This window comes from Pigmentiphaga sp. NML080357 (assembly GCF_002188465.1).
In the GTDB taxonomy this organism is placed as follows: Bacteria; Pseudomonadota; Gammaproteobacteria; order Burkholderiales; family Burkholderiaceae_B; genus Pigmentiphaga.
Map to the genome: position 1 here is coordinate 89,082 of NZ_NINW01000029.1, position 25,951 is coordinate 115,032.

The window sequence follows — 25,951 nt, forward strand, 5'->3', positions numbered from 1 at the left end:
CGCCGCCGCATTGTAGTCCCTACGCCTGGCTCGCGACCGGATGAGAAAGACCGGTTACAACATGCGAGGCCGGCCGATCGGCCGGCCCGAAGTAGCGTTGCCTGAAATAGGCGAGTGTGCGGGCCAGGCCCTCCTCCAGCGAGGTGGCCGGCTGCCAGCCCAACATGCGCTGCGCCAGTCCGATGTCCGGGCACCGGCGCACCGGATCGTCCTGGGGCAGGGGGCGATGAACGATCTCCGGCGCCGTGCCGGCCAGACTCCGGATCTTCTCGGCGATCTCGAGCATGGTGGTCTCGTGCGTATTGCCCAGGTTCACCGGTCCCGTGAAATCGTCGGGGCTGTTCATCAGCCGGATCAGTCCGTCCACCAGGTCGTCGACATAGCAGAAAGAGCGTGTCTGGCTGCCATCCCCATACACCGTCAGCGGTTCGCCCGCGAGGGCTTGCATGGCGAGATTGGAAACCACCCGGCCATCGTCGGGCCGCATGTGAGGGCCATAGGTGTTGAAGATCCGCGCGATCTTCACCTTCAGCCCGTATTGCCGGTGATAGTCCGCGAACAGGGTTTCGGCGCAGCGCTTGCCCTCGTCGTAGCATGCCCGCACGCCATTGGGATTGACGTGGCCCCAGTAATCCTCGCGCTGGGGATGCATGTCGGGATCGCCGTATACCTCGCTCGTGGACGCCTGCAGGATCCGCGCGTCCAGCCGCTTGGCCAGGCCCAGCATGTTGATCGACCCGTGCACGCAGGTCTTGGTGGTCTGCACCGGATCGTGCTGGTAATGCACCGGCGAGGCGGGGCAGGCGAGATTGTAGATCTCGTCGGCTTCCACGTAGAGGGGAAAGGTGATGTCGTGACGCAGCAGTTCGAAGGCCGGATGACCGATCAGGTGCGCGATGTTGGCCTTGGTTCCCGTGTAGAAATTGTCGACGCACAGCACCTCGTGGCCGGCCTCGATCAAGCGGGTGCACAGGTGCGACCCCAGGAAGCCGGCGCCCCCGGTGACGACGATGCGTCGTGGCAGACGGATACTCATGATTGCACCTCCGCGGGTTCTGCCGCAGCCGGGCTGGCGGCGCCGACGGCCTCGTCCAGGACGGCGGTCCAGTCGCGCACGAACCGGTCGATGCCGAAGCGCTGCAAGGCGCGCAGGCGGGCTTCCTGTCCCCAGGCGCGAGCCAGCTCGGGATCGGCCAGCAGCTCGTGCATGACGTCGGCCAGATGGTCGATCCGCGTGTCGACATAGCCGTTCGCGCCGCTTTCGATCACCGTGCTCATTTCCGTGGTCGCGAGGCCCACCACCGGCACGCCGGCCATCATGGCCTCGATCACGGCCAACCCAAGGCTGGTGTAGCGGATGGGATTGAAGAAGAATCGGTAGCGCGCCATGAGCGCGGGCAGCTCCAGATTCGGTACCTCGCCGATGCCGCCCAGCGATTCGGCGTCCATCCCGGCCAGATCGAGCGGCACGCGCGTGCGCAGGGCGTCGAAAACATCGGCGCCGAGACGCCGGCCGCGTCGCCGCAGGTGGTTGACCACGACGATGCCGCGCGGAATCGTGCCCTGGTACTCCACGTCGGGCGGCAGCCGCACGCCATGCTCGACGACGCGCGTGGGCGTGCAGCCGCTGTCCCACATGAGGGCATTGAACGGCGTGACATGGACCAGGGTGCCTCGCGGCTCCTGGAACCAGTGGACGGTGTTGGTGGGATGCTGCTGCGGAGGATCGTGTTCGAGATAGATTTGCGGCAACTGGCGTTGCGCCGCCGACAGCAGCTCGGTGCGGTCTTCCAGGTAGGCCTGCTTGGACTGGTACAGCACGCAGTCGAAGCGCTGGTCGCGCACGCGATCGGCGGGAATTTCGCGGACGTTGCGCCCCCAGGGCAGGCCGGGACCCAGGGGCGCATAGCCGGGACCGCCGCCCGGCCGCACGACGACGTAGAAGTCATGCGGAACGTGAGTCAGGTAGTAGAGATAGTTGCCGTGTACGTGCCAGGTCAGAATGCGCAACCGGCGTCCGGGGGTTTCAGGCATAGCTGGGCTCCTTGCAAAGCATGCGTTCGGCTTGGCGGATAACGTCCGAGGTCTTGACTCCCAGCGCGCAGGGATGACCGATCGGGCACGCCGGGTGGGCGCAAGGCCGGCAGGCGACGTCGTGCCAGAGGACCACGTGCTTCGAGCGGTCGGCGGGCGCCCATCGATGCACGTCGCTGCCGCTGGCGATCACCACGCTGGGAGTGCGCATTGCCGCCGCCACGTGCGAGACGCCGGTGTCGTTGCAGACCAGCAGGCGGCTGCGCTCGAGCAGCGCGGCCAGGACGCCCAGGCCGGTGCGTCCGGCCAGGTCGCACAGCGGCTCGCTTGCCAGGTCGGCCACCTTGCGCGTCAGCGGACGTTCTTCGTCGCTGCCGGTCAAGGCCACGTCGAAGCCGGCGTGGACGAGGACGGACGCCACCGCGGCATAGCGCTCCGCTGGCCACCGGCGCGAGGCGAGCCGCGCGCCGGGATGCACGAGGACCGTGCGGCCGGGGCGCAATCCTGCTTCCCGTGCGAGGGCGGATGCGGCCTCGCGGTCGCCGTCGGCGAGCGGAAATTCGAGCCGGGCGTCGCCGCACGGCACGTCCAGGAATCGCATGAGCGCCAGATAGCGTTCGACTTCGGGCAGATGGTCCGGCCATGGCAGCCACCAGGCGTCGGCCTCGGCCCCCGTGACCGGTCCTGGCTGGAAACCGGCGACGCGTGCCGCCCCCAGCCTGCGCACGATGTCGTTCGTGATGGCGCCGCTGCCATGCAGTTGCAGCGCGACGTCGAAGCGCTGGGATCGCGCCCAGTCGTAGAACGCCGGCAGCGCTTCCTCGCGAGCGGCCTGTTCGGGCATGCCTGTCGTACCCGGAAACGGCGCCAGTGCGTCGAGGTACCGGCTGAAGCGCTGCTGGAACGACGCGGCGCCGGGCAGCCCGATCAAGGTGATGTGGGCGCGCGGGAAGCGTGCGCGCAATGCGCGCAGGGCGGGAACCGAACACAGAAGGTCGCCTAGTTGCAACGCCCTGAACACGGCGATGCGGGCAGGCTCCGGGTGCCAGAGCGGGTGGAGCGCGGAGGGGGCGGTCATAGGAACCTCGCCTTGAAGTGCCAGGCGCCTCGCAGGCGCCAGAACAGGGACAAGGGGGGGATCAGGATGGAAGTCACCAGCATTTCGGCGACATGCGAAGGGGCGTGCGACGCGCCCCGCAACCGCGCGGCGCAGAACTGCAGCGTCAGCGCCGCCCAGACGGCAAGCCCCGTCCAGGCCAGCCATGGCACGCCCGCGACGGCCCCGGCGACGGCGACCGCGGCGCCGGCGACGATGGCGAAGTAGTTCCATGGCGGCCGGCGCCGTATCCGCTGGCGATACAGCGAAGGATGCTTCTTGTAGAGCAATGCGTCGAAGAAGACCTTGCGCTGCTGCCTGACGCTGATCCCCGGCGGCGCGGGGCGCACTGGATGCAGGACGACCGCGTCTTCCGCCCGGGCGATGCGATAGCCCCGCGCCAGAAGCATGAACTGCAGGTCCGAATCTTCTCGCCACGCCAGCGTGAAGCGTTCGTCGAAACCGCCGACGGCAAGAAGCGCGCTCTTGCGGACCAGGCAGTTGGCGGTGGCGAATTCGGCTTGTTCCAGGCCGCCGGTATCCCGTTCGTGATCACGCGGCCTGTCGGGCAGCGGCACGCGTATCCGGCCGACGACGGCGGCAACGTCGTCGGCCATGGCGGCCAGTCCTCGCGACAGCCAGGAGGGCGTCGGCACGGTATCGTCGTCGGTAAAGGCAATAACGGGCGCGCGCGCGCTTTCCCATCCGCGGTTGCGCGCGCCCGAAGGCCCCTGGGTGCCCACCGCTTCCAGATAGCGCACCGCCAGTCCGCGCCGCTCCTGTTCCTTGGCGAGCGCCTCCACCACCCGGCGCGTATCCGCATCGGGGCCGTCGTCCACCACCAGCAGCTCGAAGCTCGCCGGGTCGAGATCCTGCGAGGCGATCGCCTGCAGGCAGCGCTGCAGCATCCGTGGCCGGCGGTAAGTGGGAACCACCACCGACACCCGCAGGAGGCCGGCGGCGCTCACGCCGACTTCTCCAGCAGGAACGAGCCGATGGCGAGCGCGTCCAGCGGCGACGTCCAGAAGCATTCGATCGCATCGCGAGGCGTGCATACGACAGGTTCGCCGCGCGTGTTGAACGACGTGTTCACCAGTACCGGCACGCCGGTGCGACGTTCGAACGCCGCCAGCAGGTCGTAGTAGAGCGGATGCTGGGCGCGCCGCACGGTCTGCACGCGGGCGGTGCCGTCCGTATGGCGGACGGCAGGTATGCGCGCGGCCTTGTCCTCCAGCACGTCGAAGACGAACAGCATGAACGGCGCGACGATGGGGCCGGGCCGGCCGGTGGCGAACCAGTCGCGCGCGCGTTCCTCCATGACCACCGGTGCGACCGGGCGGAAATCTTCCCGGTCCTTGATTTCGTTGAGGCGGGCCTGCATGCCGGGGTCGATGGGAGAGGCCAGGATGGAACGCGCGCCGAGCGCCCGCGGACCGAATTCCATGCGTCCCTGGAACCATCCGACGATCTTGTCCTGGGCAAGCAATTCCGCGGTGGCCTCGGCAATGTCGTCCGGCTTGCGATAGGAGAGCTTGGAGCGTTGCAGGAAAGCCTCGATCTCCTCGTCATCGAATTCCGGACCAAGGAAAGCGTGGTCCATGGCCCATCGCCGGCCCTCGCCGGCTCGCTGCTGGCTGTCCACCCAGAGCGCGGCGCCCAGCGAGGTGCCGGAGTCCCCGGCCGCGGGTTGCACCCACACCTGGCTGAACGGCCCGTTTTCGCGCAGCCGCGCGTTCATGACGCAATTGAGCGCCACGCCGCCGGCCATGCACAGGTTGGGCGATCCGGTTTCCCGGTGCAGCCAGCGCGCCATGCGCTCGACTGTCTGCTCGAGGGCGAATTGCAGCGAACGGGCGAGGTCGTAGTGGCGTTCCTCGAGCGGTCCGCCGCGCCGCCGTGGCGGACCGAACCGTTCGGCGAGCGCAAGCGGGGAAACCGTGTAGTCGCCGTCGTCGCCCACGCGCATGATTTCTTCGAAGAAGTCGACGTAGCGTGGTTGGCCGAACGACGCCAGCGCCATGACCTTGTATTCGTCAGAGGAATGCAGGAAACCCAGGTAACGCGTGACCTCCTCGTACAGCAGGCCCAGCGAATGCGGCAGGTTGACCTGCTTGATGCGCCGGTATCGCCCCTGCGCGTAATGGCCGTAGCTGGTGGTGGCGCTCTCGCCGCGTCCGTCCATGGTCAATACCGCCGCCTCGTCGAACGGCGCTGCCAGGAAGGCGCTGGCCTCGTGGGCGAGGTGATGCTCGACGAAGTGCCAGCGCCGGATGATGTCGGCCGCGGTGGCGCCGCGCAGCCGCTCCTGGAGGTGGTGGGGCGCGCCGTCGGCAAGTTGCCGCGGCGCGTTCACCACATACGAGAGGAACAGCGGATCCCAGGGCGAGGACGTGGCGGTAGGGCTGCTGCTGCGCGAGGGCTCCAGCGGCAGCACGATGTGGCCTTCCGGAGCTTGTTCCTGCAACAGCAGGCTCGGGTCGTAGGAATAGGCGAAATGATCGACCTGGCCGATGTCGATTCCCGCATGGGCAAGACAGTAGTCGATCGCATGGAACGGCAACTGCCAGGTCGTGAACGGCAGCGGGCGCTTGCCGTGCTTGACGTGGGTGAAGCGCTCTTCTTCCGCTGCCGCCAGCACCACGCCATCGCGTACGAGGGTGGCGGAACAGTCGTGGTAAACGGCATTGATTCCCAATGTGTACATGGACAGCTCCTCGATGTGGGGCTCAGGCGGCGGCCCGCCGGCTCGTGGGGGATGCGGGCAGCGGCATGCGGCGGCGCATGTCCAGCAGCTCCTGTGCGGCCCGCACGGCCCTTTCCGGCTCGACTCCGGCCAGGCAGGCATGGTGGCCTTCCGGGCACACGCTGCGATAGCAGTACTTGCACGGCACGTCATGGCTGAGCAGGCGGTGTTCGATCCCCCAGGGCGCGTGCTGGGGATTGGTCAGCGCATAGAGATCGGCCACCGGCGTGCCGACCGCGGCGGCGATGTGGACCGGTCCGCTGTTGTTCGAGACCAGGACCGCCGCTTCGGCAAGCAGTGCGCCCAGCTCGCCCAGCGAGAGTTCGCCCGCGGTATTGATCGCCCGGTGTCCCGACAGTGTGTCCACATGTTCGACCAGCGCCCGCTCGCCGCTGCCGCCGGTAAGCACGACGGGGGCGGTGGCGGCCAGCTGCCGGACGACCTGCGCGAACAGTTCGGGGGGGTAGCGCCGGGATGGCGCGCTGGCGCCGGCATGCACAACGATGCAGGAACCGAGGTCCCTGACGCCCCGCCGAGCCAGTTTCTCTTGCACGGCCCGGCGATCCCGCGGCTGCACCGCGAACTCCAGCGTCTCGGTCGGCGCACGCGCACCGACCGAGGCCACCAGGTCCAGCTGGCGCCGGGCCTCGTGGCGGCCGCCGTCCATGGGCGCGTCGTCCTTGATCCAGTGGGTAAGGAGGCGATAGGGGTTCTCGCGGGAGTGGGCCAGAATGCGCGGGATGCCCGCCAGCATGCACATCAGGGCGGCGGGCAGCGCGCTCTGGCTGTAGACCGTGAAAATGGCTGCCGCGTCGTAGCGGCCTGCTCGCAGCCGTTCGATCATCGCCAGATCGGGACCCGGGTCGGGCCCGCGATGATTCTTCACCCAGGGCGCCTCGTAGGCGATGACCTCATCCACGCTGGGCAGATGCGGGGCAAGCAGCGCGCCCGCGCCCGAGCACAGCAGGGTGATGCGCCGCCCTGGCCGCGACAGCTTCAGCGCACGCAGGGCGGGAGTCGTCATCAACACGTCGCCCAGGTTGTCCAGCCGCACGCAAAGAACATTGGACGCGCCGGACCAATCGAGAGCGCTCGCTGCTGTTGCCTCCTGTCGCTGCGCATTCTCCCCGAGGGAGGGAACGCGCCCTTCGGGCGGCCGAGCGGGCGCGTTCATGCGACCTCCCTGGCGCGCAGCGCCACCGCCACGAGCGTGGCGGCCTGCTCGAAGCCGTCGACGATGTAGTCCGGCTCGCGGTGCGGGCCGCGCACCCATTCGGTCTCGTGGCCGTTGTTCAGCAAGACGGTGCGGCAGCCTGCGCGGCTGCCCGCTTCCACGTCGTCGAGGATGTCGCCGATGAACCACGAGCGTTCCAGGTCCAGGTCGTGCTCGCGGGCGGCCTGGCGCAACAGTCCCGGCTGCGGCTTGCGGCAGGTGCACGGCAAGGCGTAGGCGCGGCGTACGCCCCTGGCCAGGTGCGGACAGTAGTAGAAGCCGTTCAGGTGCGCATGGGCTGTCTCGAACATGCGGGCGAGCTGGAGGTGCACGCCGATCAGCGCATCTTCCTCGAACAGGCCCAGGGCGACGCCCGGCTGGTTGGTGATGACGAACATCGGCGCCCTGGTGCCGGCAAGGCGCCGCAATCCAGCCTCCACGCCGGCCTCGAAGCGCATGCGTTTCGGGTCCACGTTATAGGCTTCGTTCACCAGCAGGGTGCCGTCCTTGTCCAGGAAAATGGCAGGTTTCAGGGCCATGATGTTTCTCGCATCGGCAGCACCATGACCTCCGGAATCACGGTCTCTTCGGGCTGCATCAGCACGAAGCGCACGGTGCGGGCGACATTGCCGGGGTCCTGCAGGGTGTTTACGTCGATGTCGGCGAAGCGATCGAGCAGGAACGGCGTGCGCATGCCGCCTGCGACGACCGCGGAGACCTTGATCCCGTGGGGCCTCAGTTCGGCATGCAGCGCATGCGAGAGCCCCAGCAGGCCCCACTTGGTGGCGTGGTAGACCGCGGCGTTGGGCCATGCGCGCTTGGAAGCCGTCGAGGCGATGTTGACGATGTGTCCGTGACCCCGCTCCTTCATGTAGGCGCATGCGTACTTGGAGACCAGGAACGGTCCGGTCAGGTTGGTCCGCAGGATGCGGTCCCAGTCCGCCAGCCCCAGTTCCTCGATGGGGACGGTCAGGTCGATGGCCGCGTTGTTGACCACGGCATCGAGATGGCCGAAGCGGGAGATTGCCCGGTCCACCGCGGCCCGCACGTCGCTTTCGTTGCCGACGTCAAAGCCTATGGCGTCGGTGTGCGCGCCGATGCGGCGCGCCGTGGCATGGGCCGCCTGTTCGTCGATGTCGCCGACCAGCACGTGCGCGCCATCGGCTGCCAGCTCCTGGCAGATGGCAGCGCCCAGGCCGCGGCCTCCTCCCGTAACCAATATCGTCTTGCCTGCCATGCTGGCGGGTGCTCTGGATGTCATGCGGTTCTCCTTTGTGTGCTACTTGGCGGCGAGCGCTTCTTCGGCCGTGCGCTCGTAGTGGCTGCGCCGGGAAGCCATCGCCGGTTGGGCCAGGCCCGCATAGGCCCGCAACATGTCGCGGGCGACGCCGCTCCAGGTGAACATCTTCTGCGCGCGGCGCAGGCCATTGCGGCCCAGGCGCTGCGCGGTCTGTGCGTGCGTGGCGAGATAGGCCAGGCGGTCGGCCAGGGCTTCGGGATCGCGCGGCGGCACCAGATAGCCGGTCTTGCCGTCCACCACCGTCGAGCGTATGCCCCCCACCGCCGCGCCTATGACGGGACGCGCGCAGGCCATGGCCTCCACGGGCGTAATGCCGAACGGCTCGTACCAGGGCGTCGTCACGAATACGTCGCAGGCTCCATAGAACAGCGAGAGCTGCTCGCGGTCGCGCCGTCCGCAGAATTCGACCGTGTCGGCTACCCCGGCCTGCGCGGCGATATCGCGGAGCCTGCCCAGCTCCGGCGTGGAGAGGTCGTCGGGCTTGGATGCGTCGCCGCCCACGACGTAGAGCTTGGCATCCACGCCGTGGCGGCGGCGCAAGACGCCGAGTGCCTGGATCACGTTGTCCACGCCCTTGCGCGGTACCATGCGGCCCAGTTGCAGCACGGAGAAGCGTTCGGGATCCCATCCAAGCGCCAGCCGCGCCGCGGTCTTGTCCATGGGCGTGAATTCCTGCGCTTCGAAGCCGCACGGAATGATGTCGATCTTGGCGGGGTCGGCGCCGTAGTGCTCGACCAGGTCCTCCAGGTCCTGGGGGCATTCGGCGATCAGTTTCTCGGCACGGCGCACCAGTTCGAGCTCGATGGCGTAGCGTTCGGCCGGAAAGCGGTCGGCGCTGCCCTGGTGCTGGCGCCGCACGCGGTCGAGCGCGTGGAAGGTCATGACCAGCGGCACGCCGAACTCGCGCGTCGCGGGCAGGCAGGCCAGCCCCGACATGAAGAAATTGGCGTGGACGATGTCGTAGATCGGCCAGTTGTTGCGGAAGTAGTTCAGCAGGAACTCGCCGAACTGCCCCATGTAGGGCAGCAGCGATTCCTTGGGAATGGGCCGTGCGGGACCGGCCGGCACGTGGATGACGCGTATGCCCGGCTGCCAGGCAAGGGTCCTGGGTTGCGAAGGGTCGTCCTGGCGCGTGAAGACGTCGACCCGGTGGCCCTGGGCGGCGAGTTCCCGCGCCAGGTTGGCGACGTAGATGTTCTGTCCTCCGCTGTCCACGCTGCCAGGCGGGGCGAGCGGAGACGCGTGTTCACTGACGAGGGCGATGGTGCGCATGGTGAGATCCCTTTTGTTGATCAGCACAACAACTGGGATCCGATCCGCATCTTCTGTTCCCGGTTCGAGAACCGTTTCTCGGTTGTGCAGCGCATCCTATTGGCCAGTAACGCTTACACAACCGTGAACTTCTTGCCACCCCATTACAGCGTCAGGCCGCGGGTCTCGGTTTGGGCTCGTCCTTTGACGATGGCCTTGAGGCAGGCCGCCACGGTCATCGCGAAAGCCTCGTCGTACCAAGGATGTGCGCCGCTGGACGCCACGACGTAACCGTCGAGGCACGCCGTCCCCCATAGGGTCGAGTCGTTTTTCTGCAGAAGTTGCGGGTATGCGGTCTGGACGAGGTGGCTGTCCAGGCCCGTGCGCCAGCTCAAGTAGGCCTTGCCGCGCGCGAACGCCGCATAGTCGGCATCCCAGTGCTGCGGGTCGCCCACGGCGTACTCGTAGAGGATGGCTTCTTCGAACTGGTCGCGGGCGGGAGAACTGGCGGGATCCATGATCACGAGGTAGAGAAACCCGCTTTCGCCCACCCGCTCCTTGTCCTGCATCGCGGCTTCGATCAGTGGCAAGGCCATGCGGACAGCCTGGGCGGCGGCCTGCCTGTCGGCATAGAAGCTCGGCGCGGATATCGTCGGTGACGAGGCGAGGAAGGGATTGGTGTTCATAGGCGCTCCTGTTCGAAAATCGATGACGCGGGATCATGCGGCCGGACCGGCGGTAGGCGGCTGGTCGGAGGACCGGGGCCGGCGGGCATCGCGGGCCAGCGTCGCCACGGTGGCGGCCAGCTCGGCGGGTTCCACCGGCTTGCCAAGGTGGACCTGGAAGCCGGCCAGCAGCGCGCGCATGCGGTCCATGGGCTGGGTCCGTCCGGTCAGGGCCACGGCCGGCATGAGATCCGGAAGCGCCGTCGACCGGCGCGATTCCATGCTGCGTATTTCCTGCAGCACCTGGTGGCCGTCCTCCTCGCCCAGCGAAAGGTCGCACAGCAGCACGTCGGGCCATTGCTCCGAAGGGGTGCGGTCCAGGTATTCGAGGGCGGCCTTGCCCGAGTTCATCGGCAGCACTTGCGCCTGGTAGGTCTCCAGTACCGCGCCGATCTGCTCCAGAACATCGGCCTGGTCGTCGATCACCATGACCCGTATGCCGGCCAGCGACACCGCGGAACCGCCCGCGCGGTCATGTCCCGCCGGGACTTCCGAGGCGACGGCGCGCAGCGGCAGGCTCAGGACGCGGGTTTCGCCCCTGCCCGTGGACGGCACGCGGGTGAGCAGCTTGCCGCCCTGTCCTTCGACCAGCGCCCTGATGTGCATGGGATCGAAGACCGTCGAGCCGTCGCCCAAGAGAGGAGCCGGCGTGGCGCCGTACTCCATCGCCACAATGGCTTCGTCGTCGCGTCCGTCGGTAATGGACAGCAGCGCGTTGCCCTCGACCGCGTCCAGCCGGAGTTCCATGCGCCCGCCTGGCGGGCTGACCGCGATGGCGTTCATGCAGAGCTCGGATACCACCTGTTGCAGGGTACTGGGATCGCCGGTGACCCGGTATGCCTGCGAGCCCATGAAGGTGTAGAGCTCGATGGAGCGCTCTTCGATGAGCGGCCGCAGGCCATCGAGCACGCCGGCTACCAGCGCCACCATGTTGACCGGTTGCTTGCTGAGCTTGCGGCTGGTGCGCTCCAGCTCGCTCTGCTTGAGCTGCAGGTTCCACATCTGGGCGTACATGCCCTGGCTGGCAAGCAGCGATTCGTGGGTGCCGCGTTCGACGATGCGGCCCTGGTCAAGCACCAGGATCTCGTCGGCGTCCACGACGGTGGAAAGCCGGTGCGCAATGATGAGGGTGGTCCGGTCGCGCGACAGTTGCGCCAGCTCGGCCTGGATCGCGCGTTCGGCCAGCGTGTCGAGTGCGGAGGTGGCTTCGTCGAAGATGAGAATGGGCGGGTTCTTCAGGATCGCCCGCGCGATGGCGATGCGCTGGCGTTCGCCTCCCGAGAGCTTGACTCCGCGCTCGCCCACCATCGTCTCGTATTGGGCGGGCAAGGCGTTGATGAACTCATGGATGCGCGCGGCGCGGGCCGCCTCGATGATCTCCGCCATCGGGGCGCCCGGACGGCCGTAGGCGATGTTGTAGGCGACGGTTTCGTTGAACAGCGCGGTGTCCTGGGGCACCATGCCGATGTTCGCCCGCAGGCTTTTCTGGTCGACGGCGCTCAGGGCCTGTCCGTCGATGGTGATGCGGCCGTCGTCGGGGTCGTAGAAGCGGAACAGCAGGCGAGCCAGCGTGGATTTGCCCGAGCCGCTGCCGCCGACGACGGCGACCGTCGCGCCCGGAGCGATGCGGAAATCCACGTCCCACAGGATCTGCCGGCCCGGCTCGTAGCTGAAATCGACCGATTCGAACCGGACCTCGCCGCGCGACAGGTCCAGCGGCGCCATCGTGTGCCTTTCGTCTATCTCCGGCGGCGTGTCGAGCAGCGAGAACAGCCGTTCGGCGTTGATGACCGCGTCCTTGGACTGGCGGAAGATCATCCCCAGCGTGTTGAGCGGCAGGCTGATCTGGATGATGTAGGCATTGACCAGAACCAGGCTGCCCACCGTCATCTGGCCCAGCACCACTTCGCGTCCCGCCAGCAGCATGACCGCCGCGACGCCCATGGCGATGATGGCGCTTTGCCCCACGTGCAGGACGGACAACGCCTGCTGGTTGGCCACGCCGGCCTCGCGCCATCGCTGCAGCAGCTTGCGGAACCGCACCAGCTCGTAGTGCTCGTTGGTGTAGAACTTCACGGTTTCGTAGTTGAGCAGGGTGTCGACGAGCCGGCCGCTGGTGGCCGAGTCGGCGGCGTTCATCGCTCGCTGCAGCGCCGCCCGCCGCTCCGTCAGGGCGAAGGTGAAAATGCCATAGCCGAGCAGCGCCAGCACGACGATGACGGTGAACCAGATGTCATAGCCGACCGCCAGCACGCCGGCCACGACCGCGATCTCGAATATCGTGGGAACCACGGTGAACAGCGTGGTGCCGAGCAGGAAAGTCAAGCCAGCGGCGCCGCGTTCCACGTCGCGCGCCAGCGAACCGGTCTGCCGCGTGACGTGGAAGCGTGGACCGAGCTTATGCAGGTGCGCGAACGTCCGCTCGTTGAAGTCCGCCACGACCTTGTGCAGGACCGGGGAGAACACCACGTCGCGCAGCTCGTTGAACAGCGTCCCGAGAAAGCGCAGCAAGGCGTAGGCGAGGAGCAGGAACACGGGGACCACCAGCGCGCTCGTTGGCTCGCCCAGTTCGTCCACGATGACCTTCAGCACCATCGGCACGGCCACCATGACCAGCTTGGCGAGAATGAGCAGCCCCAGGGCCGTGAACACGCGCCGACGGGCCTCCCATATGGGCGGGCCCAGCGTGCGTGCGAGTTGTCGGCTGATGGGCATGGCGCCCTGGTCTCTGGCCATAGGCCGCAAGCTCCTCGGCGCGCGGGGAAGGCGCCGGTGCGCGGCCCACAGCAATATGCGTACCCGGGAGGCGATCGTTGCCGGTCCCGAGAGCCTAGCGTTCGGGCGAGGAGGGCGCGGACCGGTGACGCGGCAGCGGGGCCGGCCCGGCCCCCGGCGCAGCGCCTTCTCGCAGCATTCGGCGCATGGCCGCCACGTCGGGCGGAACCACTCGCCGCTGGAGCAGGATCCAGGGCAGGCCGCGCAGTACCGCGAGCGCCAGTGCGCCCGGGTTTTCCTTGCCGCGAACCTCGCGCATGACGCGCGCGGTCTCGCGGCAGGCCTCGGCCAGCGGCAGGCGCAGCCAGGCGGTCCAGATCTCGTTGCGGGCCAGCAGCCTCCGTCGCCCCGGCGCATCGCGCCGGGGCGACGGATAGTGCCGCGTCACGATTTCCGGACAGTAGGCGATGCGCCATCCCGCCGTCACCAGGTCCAGCGCCATCAAGGCTTCTTCGGCGCCGATGAAGAACGCCGGGTGATAGCCGCCCGTCTCCAGGAAGGCGCAGACGCGCATGATCGTGGCGCCGGCGAGGAATCCGAGCAGCACCTTGCCCGGCAAGCCCTGCGAGGGAAGAGGGCTGCTGGCCATGCGTTCGCACGCAGGATCGCGCCGCGCTTCCTCGCCCACCCGGACCTGCGCGCAAATGGCGGCCAGATCGGGATGGCGGTCCAGGATGTCGGCCGCGCGATCCAGCGCATGGGGCTGCCAGCAGGTATCGTCGTCGCAGAACGCGACGTAGGGCGTGCGCGCCCACCTCACGCCCAGGTTGCGGCCGGCGGCGCCGAGGTTGCGGCCCGCGGCGATCACGTGAATGTCCGGCCACGCTGTGCGCAGGGCATGCGGCGTGCCGTCCGCACTGCCGTTGTCCACGACGCAAAGCCGGACTCGATCGGGCAGTTCGCGCAGCTGCCGCACCGTGCGCAGGACTTCCTCGCACCTGTGGTGAGTCAGGACCACGATGGTGACGCGTGCGTCAGCGGGGTTCATACGCTTCCAGCTTCCAGTATCGCTCGGGCAGCCCGGTATCCTCGTAGCCTCCCTCGCCGAAGGCACGCAATTGGCTCGCGTACCAGCGGACGGCGCGTTCCTTGGCCGGCGAGCGCGAGGCCGGCCCGGCGACCGGAGTCAACAGCAAGCCCGCCTGCAACAGCGCGGCCAGCCGCTTCTGCACGAGTCCCGCGTGGCGCCGGTACAGCGCGTCTTCGTAGAACAGCCAGGCGAGCGAGCCATGATCCCGATACAGCTGCATGCAGGCCGCGTGGGCGAGGAGATGGTCGGAGTGGAACAACCCCAGTGGGACCGCGACCGTGCCTCCCCGCAGCCGGCCGAAGACCGGAGCCAGATGAGCGGCCACGTCTTCCGGCAGGTAGTTGCCGCCGTACTGGGCATCCATCAGATCCAGCCATATCGGCTCCGCGCCCAGTTCGGCCAGTGCGCGGGCATCCTCTTCCCGCCGCGTGCGCACGGCTTCGTCGGCGCTCAGGAAACCGCAGCGCCGGTCCCAGTCGGTGAGCGGGATGTCGTCGGGGCAGCCGGCGAACAGCGTGACCACCTGGCCGCGGTCCGCAAGGTCGAGCAGGGCGCCGCAGCTGAAGACGCCATCGTCCAGGTGAGGCGACACGACGGTCAGCAGGTCTACGGCATCGAGCGATTTCATCGGACATGGTCATGGGGACGATGGGCCCTTACCTTGCCACTGTTCGCCTGGCACAGGTGTAACGATGTTGCGCGGCGACCGGGGAATGGATCTTGCTGTGCGCATGGCGTTTCTCTCGGGAGCAAGACCATGAATCTAGCCGTCATCGGCGCGGGCTATGTAGGCCTGGTCACCGCGGCCTGCCTGGCCGACGTGGGCAACAAGGTGTATTGCGTAGACAGCGACCCTGCCAAGCTGCACCTGCTGCGCGGCGGCCACCTGCCTATCTATGAGCCGGGTCTCGACACGCTGGTCGCGCGCAACACGTCGGCCGGCCGCCTCGTGTTCACCGACGACCTGGCGCTTGCCGTGGCCGACGCCGACGCGGCCTTCGTCGCGGTCGGCACGCCGCCGCGCGAAGACGGCGCCGCGGACTTGGGCCATGTGCTGCAGGCGGCCCTGGAGGTGGCCCGCGTCGCTGCGCGCGACATGCTGGTGGTAATCAAGTCCACCGTGCCGGTGGGCACCTGCGATCGCGTCCGCGAGGTGATGGACGCCGAGCTGGCTCGCCGTGGGGCGCCCTACGAACTGCTGGTCGCCTCCAATCCCGAGTTCCTGAAGGAAGGACACGCCATCGACGACTTCCAGCGGCCGGACCGCATCGTCATCGGCACCTCAGACGAACACGCCTGCGCGCTGCTGCGCGCGCTGTACGCTCCCTACAACCGCAATCGCGACCGGCTCATCTGCATGGACGTTCGCTCGGCGGAGTTCACCAAATATGCGTCCAATGCGATGCTGGCCGCCCGGATATCGCTCATGAACGAACTGGCGGGCCTGGCCGAACGTGTCGACGCCGACATCGAGGCGGTGCGGCGCGGAACGGGCGCGGATCCCCGCATCGGCTACGACTTCCTGTACGCCGGCGCGGGCTATGGCGGCTCGTGCCTGCCCAAGGACGTGCGCGCACTGGTCCGGCTGGCCGAGGAGTACGGCGCGCCGGCCGACATACTGAACAGCGTGCAGGCGGTCAACATGAGGCAGCGGGCCGTGCTCTACGAGAAGCTCGAGCGTTTTTTCCACGGGCGGCTGGCGGGGCGCACCATCGCGGTCTGGGGGCTGGCCTTCAAGCCCGCCACCGACGACATACGAGAGGCGCCCGCCATCGACTTGATCGGCCGCCTGCTTCGGGCCGGGGCGCTCGTGCGGGGCTACGATCCCGTGGCCGCCGCCAATGCGCTGCGCGCGCTGCGCCACGATGGCTTTTCGATCGCGGATGATGCCTATTCCGCCTGCGAAGGCGCCGACGCGCTGGTCGTCATGACCGAGTGGCGGGAATTCAAGTCGCCGGATTTCCGCGGCCTGGCGCAGGCCCTGCGGGCGCGCGCCGTGTTCGACGCGCGCAATATCTACGATCCCGGATACGTGGAGGCATGCGGATTGCGCTACGAAGGCGTCGGGCGCACCGGGTCTTCCTCGGTGCGCCGTCCGGCGGCCGTCCCGGCGGCGGTCCGGTAGCCGCCGGGACAGGCTCAGCGCGTCTCGCCCGCGCCCAGCTCGGCCCCCGTGGTGGGGTCGACCTCGGGGTCCGACATGGTGCGGATCGAGAGATCTTCCACCGCGGTCTGTTCCTCGGGATTCAGGGTGACCTGGGGCAGGCCGTCGCCACCATCCACCGCGCACTGCTCTTCGCGGTCCGAGACGTAGGTGAAATGGGCATCGCTGTTCCATGAGCCGCGCATGTCCCCGGGGCCCTGCGACATGTTGAAGTACACATTGGTGAAGTGGGGGTCGCCCGGGAGCTTGCCGGGGGGGAAGTTGGGCGTCATTGCGTATAGCGCCTTCTCGAACGATTGCTGATGCGCGACCTCCCTGGTCATCAGGAATTGCAGCGCGCTCTTGACGCCCGGGTCGTCCGTCAGGTTGATCAGTCGTTCATAGATGATCTTGGCCCGGGCCTCGGCGGCAATGTTCGAGCGCAGGTCCGCCGACGGGTCGCCGATGGAGTCGATGTAGCCGGCGTGCCACGGCGCGCCGCCCGAATTGACCAGCGCCGGACCGCCGCCGTAGAGCACCTGCGTCAAGTGGGAATCGTTGCCGGCGCCGGTGATCGAACGGTAGAGCTCCGCCGTTTCCTCGGTGGCTTCGGCCAGCTTGCCTTTGGCGCCTTTGTTGAGCATCGCGACGATGGTACCGATCACCTCGAGATGGCTCAGCTCTTCCGTGGCGATGTCCATCAGCATGTCCTTGCGGCCCGGATCGTCCTCGGCCAGGCCCTGGGTGAAGTAGCGACAAGCGGCCGCCAGTTCCCCCTGGGGCCCGCCGAACTGTTCCAGCATCAGGTTGGCCAGGCCGGGATTGCATTCCGATACCCTGACCGTGTATTGCAGTCGTTTGTTGTGCGCGAACATGGAGATCTCCTTGACGAACGAGGCGTCGGTGCCGCAGGAAGCATGCCCGCGCCGGCGAAGGGCGTCCCGCCACCGGGATTTCCCTAGTGCCGGCGGGCCTTGCCCCCGGAAATACCCGCTCCAAAAACCGCTCAACTCCTGTTCACCCTTGCCGTAAACACATACACGCCTGCCTGTGAAGGGATGTGTGCGCTCGAAACGACCGGCACGAGCCGGCAATAACGGTTTGGGGTAAGAAATGGGTGTGTCTCTCGGCTTGGGCCAGCGATCTCTGGCCAAGCAGGTCTTGGTGCTGGCGCTCTCCGTCAGCGCCGTCGTGTCGCTGGTGACCGCCGTCGTCGTGGCCTGGCAGGGCTTGCGCGCCGGCCAGGACGCGGTCGAGCGCGAAATGATGGACGCGCTCGGGTCGATCAACGCCAGCCTGGTCTCCACGTTCGAGTCCTCGCGCGGGCGGGTCGAGCGCCAGCTGCTTGTGTTCCAGCGCATGCTGGGCGAGCTGCCTTCGCCCGACGGCACCGTCACCGAAACCGGCGTCGCCGGAGAAATCATGACCGTGCGCGCCGGCGAGACCATCCTGAACGGCAACACCGCGATCCTGCAGCGCATGCGCAGCTACACCGGCGCCGAGCCGGAGCTGGTCGTGCGCCACAACGACCGCTGGATACGCGCCGCGACGCTGCTGCGCGGTTCGGACGGCTCGCCGCTCACCGGCCAGCCCATCCCGGCCGGGGATTTCGTCGCCACCACCATGGACACGCAGCAGGCGGCCACCGACATCGTCTACCGCAATAGCCGCTGGTACGCGATCCACGTCCGTCCCCTCAAGGACGACAACGGCAAGATATTCGGCGGCCTTACCCTGCAGGTCGACCTGTCCGACGACGTGGGCGGCGTCCTCGACTTCATCGAGAAGACCAAGGTGGCCGGCTACGGCAACATGTTCGCGATGACGCCGCGCGTGAACGGCTCGTCCGAGTTCCTGGTGCATCCGCTCTACAAGGGCAAGACGGTGGAGGACACGCCCGAGGCGGACCGTTCCTTCTACTACAAGCTGGTCGACGAGGACCATGGCTTTGCCGAGGCCACGCGTTCCACCGACGATTCGACGATGCTGGTCGCTTTCCAGACCGTGCCGAACTGGGGGTGGACGCTGGTGGCCACGGGACCGAAGTCCCAGTTCATGGCGGCGCAGTACCGGCAGATCCTGCTGATGGTGGCCCTGCTGGTCGCCGGCGGCGTGCTGACCGGCCTGCTTACCTACTACCAGATGTCCAACGCGCTGCGGCCGGTGCGCGACGTGGTCGAGGGCATTGCGCGGCTGGGCGACGGCGACCTGACGCGCGACGTCCCCGCCGGCCCCCGTGGCTCGCGCAACGAGATCCACATCATGGCCGATCGCATCAACGCCACGCGTGCGCGCATCGCCCACCTTGCCCAACAGATGAATTCCACCGGTTCCCAGGTCGCCGCGGCCACCACGCAGACGCTCCAGGCCCTGAACCAGATCGGCAAGGGCACCGAAGTGCAGTCCGAGGCCGCCAGCGGCGTGGCGGCGGCGGTGGAACAGCTGACGGTCTCCATCTCGCAGATCGCCGACAATACGCGCGAAGCCAATAATTTCTCCAGGACCTCGAGCTCGGCGGCCGAAGAAGGCTCGGTGGTCGTGACCCAGACGGTCTCTGAAATCGAGAAGATGGCCACCCAGGTCGCCAGCTCGGCCGAGGTCGTCCAGGAGCTCGAAGCGTCCTCGCGCCAGATCTCGGCGGTGGTCAAGACCATCCAGGAGATCGCCGAGCAGACCAACCTGCTCGCCCTCAACGCCGCCATCGAGGCGGCCCGTGCCGGCGAGGAGGGCCGCGGTTTTTCCGTGGTGGCCGACGAAGTGCGGGGCCTGGCCGAACGCACCAAGTCGTCCACCTCGCAGATCGCCGAGGTCATCGCCGCGGTGCAGAAACAGACCGCGCTGGCGGCCGACGCCATGCGCCAGGTCAACGCCGACATGCAGCGTTCGGCCGAGGGGGCGCGCCAGGCCGGCGAAGTGCTGGTCCGCATCCGCGAAGCCGCCGGCCGCACGGCCGAGGTCATTGCCGATATCTCGAACGCCGCGATGGAGCAGAAGTCGGCGTCCGAGCAGATCGCCAGCCGCGTCGAGCAGATCGCCCAGTACTCCGAAGAGTCCGCGGCGGCGGTGCAGCAATCGGTCGCTTCGGCCGAATCCCTGCAGAACCAGGCCCAGGTGCTGGACGAAACCATCCGGACCTTGCGCACCTGATTGCATGGGAGCCGGCGCGCCGCCGCAGGGCGCGCCGGGCGGCCGATCTCCGGCGCCAGGGCTGCCACGGCGCCCGTGGGCGGGTAAACTGCTCCCGCCTCCTTGCCACCGCCAGGATTCCCGCCCACGATGACCGCCTTCTCCGTCAGCGCGATCGAACTGATCGCCACCCTCCTGTTCGCGATCGCCATCCTCCACACTTTTTCCGTCCCGGTGTTCGCCAGGCTGGCGCACAAGGGGGGCAGGCATGCGGGGTTGTGGCACATGCTATCGGAGGTCGAGGCCGTATTCGGGTTCTGGGCCTTCGTGCTGCTGCTGGCCATGGCCGCCCTGGCCGGCGCCGGAGCGGCCGTCGAGTACATGGACACGCGCAACTTCACCGAGCCGCTGTTCGTGTTCGCCATCATGGTGATCGCCGCAAGCCGGCCCATCCTGAATCTCGTCACCCATCTCGTGGCCGTGATCGCCGCCGTGGTGCCGGTCAACCGGCAGGTCGCGGTCTATTTCCTGACCTTGTCGCTGGTGCCGTTGCTCGGATCGCTCATTACCGAGCCGGCAGCGATGACGCTGGCGGCGGTCATGCTGCGCGATACCTGCTTCCACCGCATCGAGGACACCCGTTTCAAGTACTTCACTCTGGGCGTGCTGTTCGTCAACGTCTCGATCGGCGGCGTGCTGACCTCGTACGCGGCGCCTCCGGTGCTGATGGTGGCTTCCACCTTCGGCTGGGATACCTCTTACATGCTGGCCCACTTCGGCTGGCGCGCGGCCGGCGCCGTGGCCTTGAACGCCTTGATCGCGACTCTGTGCTTCCGCCGGCTGCTGGCCGGGCCGGGGCCGGTTGCGGGCATGGAGGGCACGAGGCGCGAGGTGCCCGTCAGCGTTACCGCGGTGCACGTGGCGTTCCTGGCGGCCGTCGTGCTCTTCGCCCACCATCCCGCCGTGTTCATGGGCTTGTTCCTGCTGTTCATCGGCTATACCGAGGCCTACAAGAAGTACCAGCGGCCGCTCATGATCAAGGAGGGCCTGATGGTGGGATTCTTCCTGGCCGGGCTGGTGGTCCTGGGCGGATTGCAGAAATGGTGGCTGCAGGACCTGTTGGCCGACATGTCCCCGCTGGTGCTGTATTGGGGCGCGACCGCGCTGACGGCGGTCACCGACAATGCCGCGCTGACCTATCTCGGATCGCTGGTGGACGGAACGTCCGAGACCTGGCGCTATATGCTCGTGGCGGGGGCCGTGACCGGCGGCGGGCTGACGGTGATCGCCAATGCGCCCAATCCCGCCGGCTTCGCCGTGCTGAAAGGTACTTTCCCGGGCGGAACCATCACGCCGCTGGCCCTGCTGCTGGGCGCGGCGCTGCCGACCGCCGTGGCGGCGGTCTTTTTCCTGTTGCCGGCCTAGGGGGGGCCGCCCGCGCCCCGCGCCGGGGCGGCCACGCGCGGTCCTGCCGGCCGCAGCGGTTTTTCTGGGTAAACGCGCTAAATACCCAAAAAGTCGCTAAAATTCAAGGCTTTGATCAATTTCCAGAAGTCCGGCCGCCAGGCGCCTTGCGCGGCGTGCGGAAGGATTTTTGTGCCGAGGTATGCCTGAGGAGTCTTGGCGATGCCTATCTACGCCTATAAATGCAGTGCCTGCGGACACGAGCAGGACGTGTTGCAAAAGCTGTCCGATGCCCCCCTGACCGACTGTCCCCAATGCGGGCAGGCGGCTTTTTCCAAGCAGCTGACCGCCGCCGGATTCCAGTTGAAGGGATCGGGTTGGTATGTAACGGACTTCCGCAACAACGGCGGATCCAGGTCCGCCGGGGCACCGGCGTCGTCGTCCGGCTCGTCCGAGGGCGCCGGATCGTCGAGCTCCGGATCCGACGCCGCGTCGTCGACGTCCTCGTCGACCGCCGCCTCGTCCTCACCGGGCGCGACGGCCGCGGCCTGATCTTCGCGCGGCGCCCATGTGGCGCCGCCGGTTTTTGACTGGAACCTTCGTGTTCAAACGCTACTTCGTCACCGGATTGCTGATCTGGGTCCCGCTGGTCATCACCGTGTGGGTCCTGAGCCTGGTCGTTTCCACGCTCGAAGCGGTCGTGCCGTCGGTATTGACCTCCGAGTCGTTGTTCGGCAGGCACATTCCCGGATTCGGCCTGGCGGTGGTGATCGTGGTGGTGCTGCTCACAGGCATGGGCGCCGCCAACCTGCTGGGCCGCAAGCTGCTCGAAATTTGGGAGGGACTGCTCCAGCGCATTCCGCTGGTGCGGTCCATCTACAACTCGGTCAAGCAGGTCAGCGACACTGTGCTGGCGCCCAACGGCCAGGCCTTCCGCAAGGCGGTGCTGGTCCAGTACCCCCGCCAGGGTGCCTGGACGCTGGCGTTCCTGACTGGCACGCCGAGCGGCGAAGTGGCCGCGCATCTGCCGGCCGATTGCGTAAGCGTATACGTGCCGACGACGCCGAATCCGACGTCGGGTTTCTTTTTGATGGTGCCGCGCGCCGATATCGTCGAGCTCGGCATGACTGTGGACGCGGCCTTGAAGTACATCGTGTCGATGGGGGTGGTGGCGCCGGGTTCCCCGGCGCGGGGCAATTGACGTCGCCGACGACGTCCGGCGCGCGCGTGCGCGGCCCGGCCTCGCATCGATACACACCAATTTAGACGGAGATTCCATGCGTACCTGCTATACCGGCCAGGTCTCGACCGAGTACCTGGGACAAATCGTGACCCTGTTTGGCTGGGTGCACCGTCGCCGCGACCACGGCGGCGTCATATTCATCGACCTGCGCGACCGCGAGGGCCTGGCGCAGGTCGTCTGCGATCCCGACCGCGCGGATACTTTCCAGATTGCCGAGCGCCTGCGCAACGAGTTCTGCGTGCGCGTGACGGGCCTGGTGCGCAAGCGTCCCGAAGGCACCACCAACCCGGCGCTGAAGTCGGGCGAGATCGAAGTGCTGGCGCACGAGATCGAGATCCTGAATGCTTCCGTCACGCCGCCGTTCCAGCTCGACGACGAGAACCTGTCGGAAACCACGCGGCTCACGCACCGGGTGCTGGACCTGCGCCGTCCGCAGATGCAGCAGAACCTGATGCTGCGCTACCGCGTGGCCATCGAGGCGCGCAAGTATCTCGACGAGCTCGGCTTCATCGATATCGAGACTCCCATGCTCACCAAGAGCACGCCGGAAGGCGCGCGCGACTATCTCGTGCCTTCGCGCGTCAACCCGGGGCACTTCTTCGCGCTGCCGCAGTCGCCGCAGCTGTTCAAGCAGCTGCTGATGGTCTCGGGTTTCGACCGCTACTACCAGATCGTCAAGTGCTTCCGCGACGAAGACCTGCGCGCCGATCGCCAGCCCGAATTCACGCAGATCGATTGCGAGACTTCGTTCCTGAATGAGCACGAGATCCGCGATATCTTCGAGAACATGATCCGCCACGTCTTCAAGGCGGTGAAGGGAGTGGAACTGGCCGACCCGTTCCCCGTGATGCCGTGGAGCGAGGCCATGGGCCGCTTCGGCTCCGACAAGCCGGACCTGCGTGTCAAGCTCGAGTTCACCGAGCTGACCGACGTCATGAAAGACGTGGACTTCAAGGTGTTCGCGAGCGCGGCCAACAGCGCGGGCGGCCGTGTGGTGGCGCTGCGCGTGCCCGGCGGCGCCGAGCTCAGCCGCAGCGAGATCGACGCCTTCACCCAGTTCGTCGGCATCTATGGCGCGCGGGGCCTGGCGTGGATCAAGGTCAACGAGCTGGCCAAGGGACGCGACGGGTTGCAATCGCCCATCGTCAAGAACATCCACGATGCCGCATTGCAGGAGCTGCTGCGCCGCAGCGGTGCGCAGGACGGCGACATCCTGTTCTTCGGCGCGGACAAGGCGCGCATCGTCAACGATTCGATCGGCGCGCTGCGGGTGAAGATCGGCCATAGCGAGTTCGGCCGCAAGCAGGGCCTGGTCGAGGGGGATTGGAAGCCGCTGTGGGTGGTGGACTTCCCGATGTTCGAGTACGACGAGGAGGAGCAGCGCTACACCGCGGCCCACCATCCGTTCACTTCGCCCAAGGATGGCCACGAGGACCTGCTGGAGTCGGATCCCGGCGCCTGCCTCGCTAAGGCCTATGACATGGTGCTGAATGGCTGGGAGATCGGCGGCGGCTCGGTTCGTATCCATCGCGAGGAAGTACAGAGCAAGGTGTTCCGGGCGCTGAAGATCGGTGCCGAGGAGGCGCAGGCCAAGTTCGGCTTCCTGCTGGACGCGCTGCAATACGGCGCGCCGCCGCATGGCGGGATCGCCTTCGGCCTGGATCGGATCGTGACGATGATGGCCGGGGCGGAATCGATCCGCGACGTGATTGCCTTCCCCAAGACGCAGCGCGCGCAGTGCCTGCTGACGGGGGCGCCGTCGGAGGTGGACGAGAAGCAGCTGCGCGAGCTGCACATCCGCCTGCGTGCGGCGGAGGTCAAGACGGCGCAGTAACGCTCGCTATCCGTTCTGCCGCGAGGCCCCGCTTTCTTGTGAAGCGGGGCCTTTTTGTTTGTCGAGGCGCGCATGGCGCCTGCGGCAAGGCGTATGGTCGCGCCCTCAGCGGGAAGGCGCTTCAGCTTACGGGGCGGATTCTATAGACGCATCGGCCCGCGCCGGCGAGCAGGTGTTGTTCGCGTTCGACGCGCGTGCCGTCGCCCGTGATTTCCTGGAACAGCTGCAGTTCGGAGCGGCAGAAACCCTGGCAGGCCTGGGCCGCCGCGCAGATGGGGCAGTGGTCTTCCACGAACAGCCAGTCGGCGCCGTCGCGTTCCACGCGCGCCATGTAGCCCTCGACGGAGCGGACCCGGGCCAGTTGCTCCAGGCGCTCGGGCAGGCTTGCTCCGGTGCACGTGGCCAGGTAGGCGGTGCGGGCTTCCTCCTCCCGCTTCGAGATCAGGCGATCCAGTCCTTCTTCGCCGAACAGCTGCCGGATCGAATCGATCAATTGCGCCGTGAGCTGGGCGTGTGTGTCGGGAAAGCGACGGTTTCCGGCTTCTGTCAGCACCCAGTCCTGGCGCGGGCGGCCGGCGCCGCTGGCCGGTTGCTGGCGGCCTTCCACCAGGCCCGCGGCCACCAGCTTCTGCACCTGCTGGCGCGCGGCTTCGGTGGTCAGTTCCAGCTTGCGCGCGAGCGTGGCGGTGGAGACCGGCCCGTGGGTCTTGATGAAGAAGAGGATGCGGTCGGCGGTGGGAAATACCATTCTATTTTCCAAGGCCTTTCTTGCATAAATAAAAGTGGCTCTCTAATATGCAAGAAATTGCTTTGATAATAGGCCTTGCCGGTCCCGGTGTCGAGAAAGTCAATGTCCGACGTATGCAATCACCCGGATACCAGGCGCGGCCGACGCCCCCTTCAAGGTCCCATCATGCGCAAAAGAATAATGGTCGGCTCGGCGATAGTTGCCGCGGCGGCCCTTGCCGTCGGCCTTCGTGTCGTCGCTTCCGACAGCGACGCTCCCGCGGCCTCCGCATCCTATCCCCCTCCCAAGGTGGCTCTCGCCTCCGTCCAGCGGGTGCACTTGCCCCGGGCCTATATCGGCGTCGGAGAACTCGAGGCGGCGCGGCAGGTCATGGTGGCGGCCGAGGTTGGCGGACGGGTGACCCGCATCGCGTTCGAATCGGGGCAGCGGGTCAAGGCGGGACAAGTCTTGCTGCAGCTCAACGACGCGCCCGAACAGGCCGAGGCCCGGCGCCTGGAGGCGCAGTGGCGCAATGCCGAAATCCTGCATGCCCGCGTGCGCAAGCTGGTCGCGGAAGACGCCGCGACCCAGGAGCAACTGGACAATGCGCGCGCCAGCCTCGACATGGCGCAGGGCGAGCTGCAGCGCATCCGCGCCGTCATCGCGCAGAAGACCGTGCGTGCGCCGTTCGGCGGAGTGCTGGGCATACGGCGGGTACACGAGGGGCAGTACCTGAATCCTGCCGATCCCATCGTCAGCCTGGTGGACGCGGCGTCCCTGCGCGCCAATTTCTCGCTGGACGAGCAGGCCAGTCCCAGGCTGCGCCCCGGCCAGCCGGTGGAGGTGCAGGTGGACGCTTACCCGGGCCGGCGCTTCCGGGCGGCCATCACTGCGGTGGACCCGATGATTACCCGGTCCCGTACCGTGCGGGTCCAGGCCAGCCTGCCCAATCCGGACGGCGTGCTCCAGGCCGGCATGTACGCCAGCGTGCGGGTGGAACGGCAGGACACGCCGCCCGCGGTGCTGGCCATTCCCGAAACCGCGGTCACGTACACGGCCTATGGCGATACCGTGTTCGTCGCGCGCGAGGAGGACGGCAAGGGGCTGGTGGTCAAGCGGGTGGCGGTGAAGGTCGGCGTCCGCCACAACGGCCTGGTGGAAATCGAAGAGGGCCTGCGCGAGAACGACCGCGTCGTGACCTCGGGTCAGTTGCGGCTCGGCGACGGCATGCCGGTCCAGGCCATGGCCGGCGATTCGCTGCGTATTCCCGCGGCCGCAGCGGCGCCCGGCGTCTGAACCTCCACGGG

General features: G+C 67.5%; 22 protein-coding genes. 7 read left to right on the forward strand and 15 right to left on the reverse strand.

Going from position 1 to position 25,951, the window contains the following annotated elements:
* Positions 1 to 19: 19 nt before the first annotated feature.
* The 13 genes from CDO44_RS12165 to CDO44_RS12225 form a co-directional block, all read right to left on the reverse strand.
* On the reverse strand, positions 20 to 1,036 hold the full coding sequence (locus CDO44_RS12165) for a UDP-glucuronic acid decarboxylase family protein (protein WP_087780473.1): 1,017 nt from the start codon (positions 1,034 to 1,036) through the stop codon (positions 20 to 22).
* A complete protein-coding gene (locus CDO44_RS12170) occupies positions 1,033 to 2,034 on the reverse strand; it encodes a glycosyltransferase (protein WP_087780474.1) in 1,002 nt (333 codons plus the stop codon). Before CDO44_RS12170 ends, CDO44_RS12165 begins: the two co-directional genes overlap by 4 nt.
* Positions 2,027 to 3,112, reverse strand: coding sequence for a glycosyltransferase family 9 protein (locus tag CDO44_RS12175; protein WP_087780475.1), 1,086 nt, complete (start codon positions 3,110 to 3,112; stop codon positions 2,027 to 2,029). The genes CDO44_RS12170 and CDO44_RS12175 overlap by 8 nt, the downstream gene beginning before the upstream one ends.
* The gene (locus CDO44_RS12180) at positions 3,109 to 4,098 is read right to left on the reverse strand and encodes a glycosyltransferase family 2 protein (RefSeq protein WP_233146156.1); all 990 of its coding nucleotides are present in this window, start codon (positions 4,096 to 4,098) and stop codon (positions 3,109 to 3,111) included. The genes CDO44_RS12175 and CDO44_RS12180 overlap by 4 nt, the downstream gene beginning before the upstream one ends.
* Positions 4,095 to 5,834 carry a carbamoyltransferase C-terminal domain-containing protein gene (locus CDO44_RS12185; RefSeq protein WP_087780477.1) on the reverse strand — a complete coding sequence of 580 codons (1,740 nt, stop codon included), beginning with the start codon at positions 5,832 to 5,834 and terminating at the stop codon, positions 4,095 to 4,097. Before CDO44_RS12185 ends, CDO44_RS12180 begins: the two co-directional genes overlap by 4 nt.
* Positions 5,835 to 5,856: 22 nt before the next feature.
* Positions 5,857 to 7,047 carry a glycosyltransferase family 9 protein gene (locus CDO44_RS12190; RefSeq protein WP_087780478.1) on the reverse strand — a complete coding sequence of 397 codons (1,191 nt, stop codon included), beginning with the start codon at positions 7,045 to 7,047 and terminating at the stop codon, positions 5,857 to 5,859.
* Complete coding sequence (locus CDO44_RS12195) at positions 7,044 to 7,625, reverse strand: HAD-IIIA family hydrolase (protein WP_087780479.1); 582 nt, start codon at positions 7,623 to 7,625, stop codon at positions 7,044 to 7,046. The genes CDO44_RS12190 and CDO44_RS12195 overlap by 4 nt, the downstream gene beginning before the upstream one ends.
* A complete protein-coding gene (locus CDO44_RS12200; RefSeq protein ID WP_087780480.1) occupies positions 7,616 to 8,347 on the reverse strand; it encodes an SDR family oxidoreductase in 732 nt (243 codons plus the stop codon). Before CDO44_RS12200 ends, CDO44_RS12195 begins: the two co-directional genes overlap by 10 nt.
* Before the next feature lie 18 nt (positions 8,348 to 8,365).
* Positions 8,366 to 9,658: a glycosyltransferase family 1 protein gene (locus tag CDO44_RS12205; protein WP_087780632.1), complete on the reverse strand. Its 1,293-nt coding sequence runs from the start codon at positions 9,656 to 9,658 to the stop codon at positions 8,366 to 8,368.
* Between the two features lie 143 nt (positions 9,659 to 9,801).
* Positions 9,802 to 10,323 (reverse strand): hypothetical protein, encoded by a 522-nt coding sequence (locus tag CDO44_RS12210; RefSeq protein WP_087780481.1) that lies wholly within the window; start codon positions 10,321 to 10,323, stop codon positions 9,802 to 9,804.
* A 33-nt stretch (positions 10,324 to 10,356) separates the two neighbouring features.
* Entirely contained in the window at positions 10,357 to 13,098 is a 2,742-nt protein-coding gene (locus CDO44_RS12215; RefSeq protein ID WP_087780482.1) for an ATP-binding cassette domain-containing protein, read from the reverse strand.
* Positions 13,099 to 13,192: 94 nt separating this feature from the next.
* Positions 13,193 to 14,125: a glycosyltransferase gene (locus tag CDO44_RS12220; protein ID WP_087780483.1), complete on the reverse strand. Its 933-nt coding sequence runs from the start codon at positions 14,123 to 14,125 to the stop codon at positions 13,193 to 13,195.
* On the reverse strand, positions 14,112 to 14,795 hold the full coding sequence (locus CDO44_RS12225) for a PIG-L deacetylase family protein (protein ID WP_087780484.1): 684 nt from the start codon (positions 14,793 to 14,795) through the stop codon (positions 14,112 to 14,114). The genes CDO44_RS12220 and CDO44_RS12225 overlap by 14 nt, the downstream gene beginning before the upstream one ends.
* Before the next feature lie 129 nt (positions 14,796 to 14,924).
* Here CDO44_RS12225 and CDO44_RS12230 point away from each other — a divergent pair, with 129 nt between their 5' ends.
* A complete protein-coding gene (locus CDO44_RS12230; protein WP_087780485.1) occupies positions 14,925 to 16,292 on the forward strand; it encodes a UDP-glucose/GDP-mannose dehydrogenase family protein in 1,368 nt (455 codons plus the stop codon).
* 14 nt (positions 16,293 to 16,306) lie between these two features.
* Here CDO44_RS12230 and CDO44_RS12235 read toward each other — a convergent pair whose 3' ends face one another.
* A complete protein-coding gene (locus CDO44_RS12235; protein ID WP_087780486.1) occupies positions 16,307 to 17,185 on the reverse strand; it encodes a manganese catalase family protein in 879 nt (292 codons plus the stop codon).
* 244 nt (positions 17,186 to 17,429) lie between these two features.
* Between CDO44_RS12235 and CDO44_RS12240 the strand changes: the two genes are divergently transcribed.
* The 5 genes from CDO44_RS12240 (at position 17,430) to aspS (ending at position 23,917) form a co-directional block, all read left to right on the forward strand.
* Positions 17,430 to 19,457, forward strand: coding sequence for a methyl-accepting chemotaxis protein (locus tag CDO44_RS12240; protein WP_158213272.1), 2,028 nt, complete (start codon positions 17,430 to 17,432; stop codon positions 19,455 to 19,457).
* Between the two features lie 129 nt (positions 19,458 to 19,586).
* A complete protein-coding gene (locus CDO44_RS12245; protein ID WP_087780488.1) occupies positions 19,587 to 20,861 on the forward strand; it encodes a putative Na+/H+ antiporter in 1,275 nt (424 codons plus the stop codon).
* 201 nt (positions 20,862 to 21,062) lie between these two features.
* A complete protein-coding gene (locus tag CDO44_RS12250) occupies positions 21,063 to 21,392 on the forward strand; it encodes an FmdB family zinc ribbon protein (protein WP_087780489.1) in 330 nt (109 codons plus the stop codon).
* 49 nt (positions 21,393 to 21,441) lie between these two features.
* On the forward strand, positions 21,442 to 22,041 hold the full coding sequence (locus CDO44_RS12255; RefSeq protein WP_233146157.1) for a DUF502 domain-containing protein: 600 nt from the start codon (positions 21,442 to 21,444) through the stop codon (positions 22,039 to 22,041).
* A gap of 76 nt (positions 22,042 to 22,117) precedes the next feature.
* Complete coding sequence (gene aspS, locus CDO44_RS12260) at positions 22,118 to 23,917, forward strand: aspartate--tRNA ligase (protein ID WP_087780491.1); 1,800 nt, start codon at positions 22,118 to 22,120, stop codon at positions 23,915 to 23,917.
* Positions 23,918 to 24,038: 121 nt separating this feature from the next.
* Here the strand turns inward: aspS and CDO44_RS12265 are convergent, their stop codons facing one another.
* A complete protein-coding gene (locus CDO44_RS12265; RefSeq protein WP_087780492.1) occupies positions 24,039 to 24,665 on the reverse strand; it encodes a metalloregulator ArsR/SmtB family transcription factor in 627 nt (208 codons plus the stop codon).
* A gap of 165 nt (positions 24,666 to 24,830) precedes the next feature.
* On the opposite strand from CDO44_RS12265, the gene CDO44_RS12270 reads away from it, so the two are divergent.
* Positions 24,831 to 25,940 (forward strand): efflux RND transporter periplasmic adaptor subunit, encoded by a 1,110-nt coding sequence (locus CDO44_RS12270; protein WP_087780493.1) that lies wholly within the window; start codon positions 24,831 to 24,833, stop codon positions 25,938 to 25,940.
* The last annotated feature ends 11 nt before the right edge of the window (positions 25,941 to 25,951 follow it).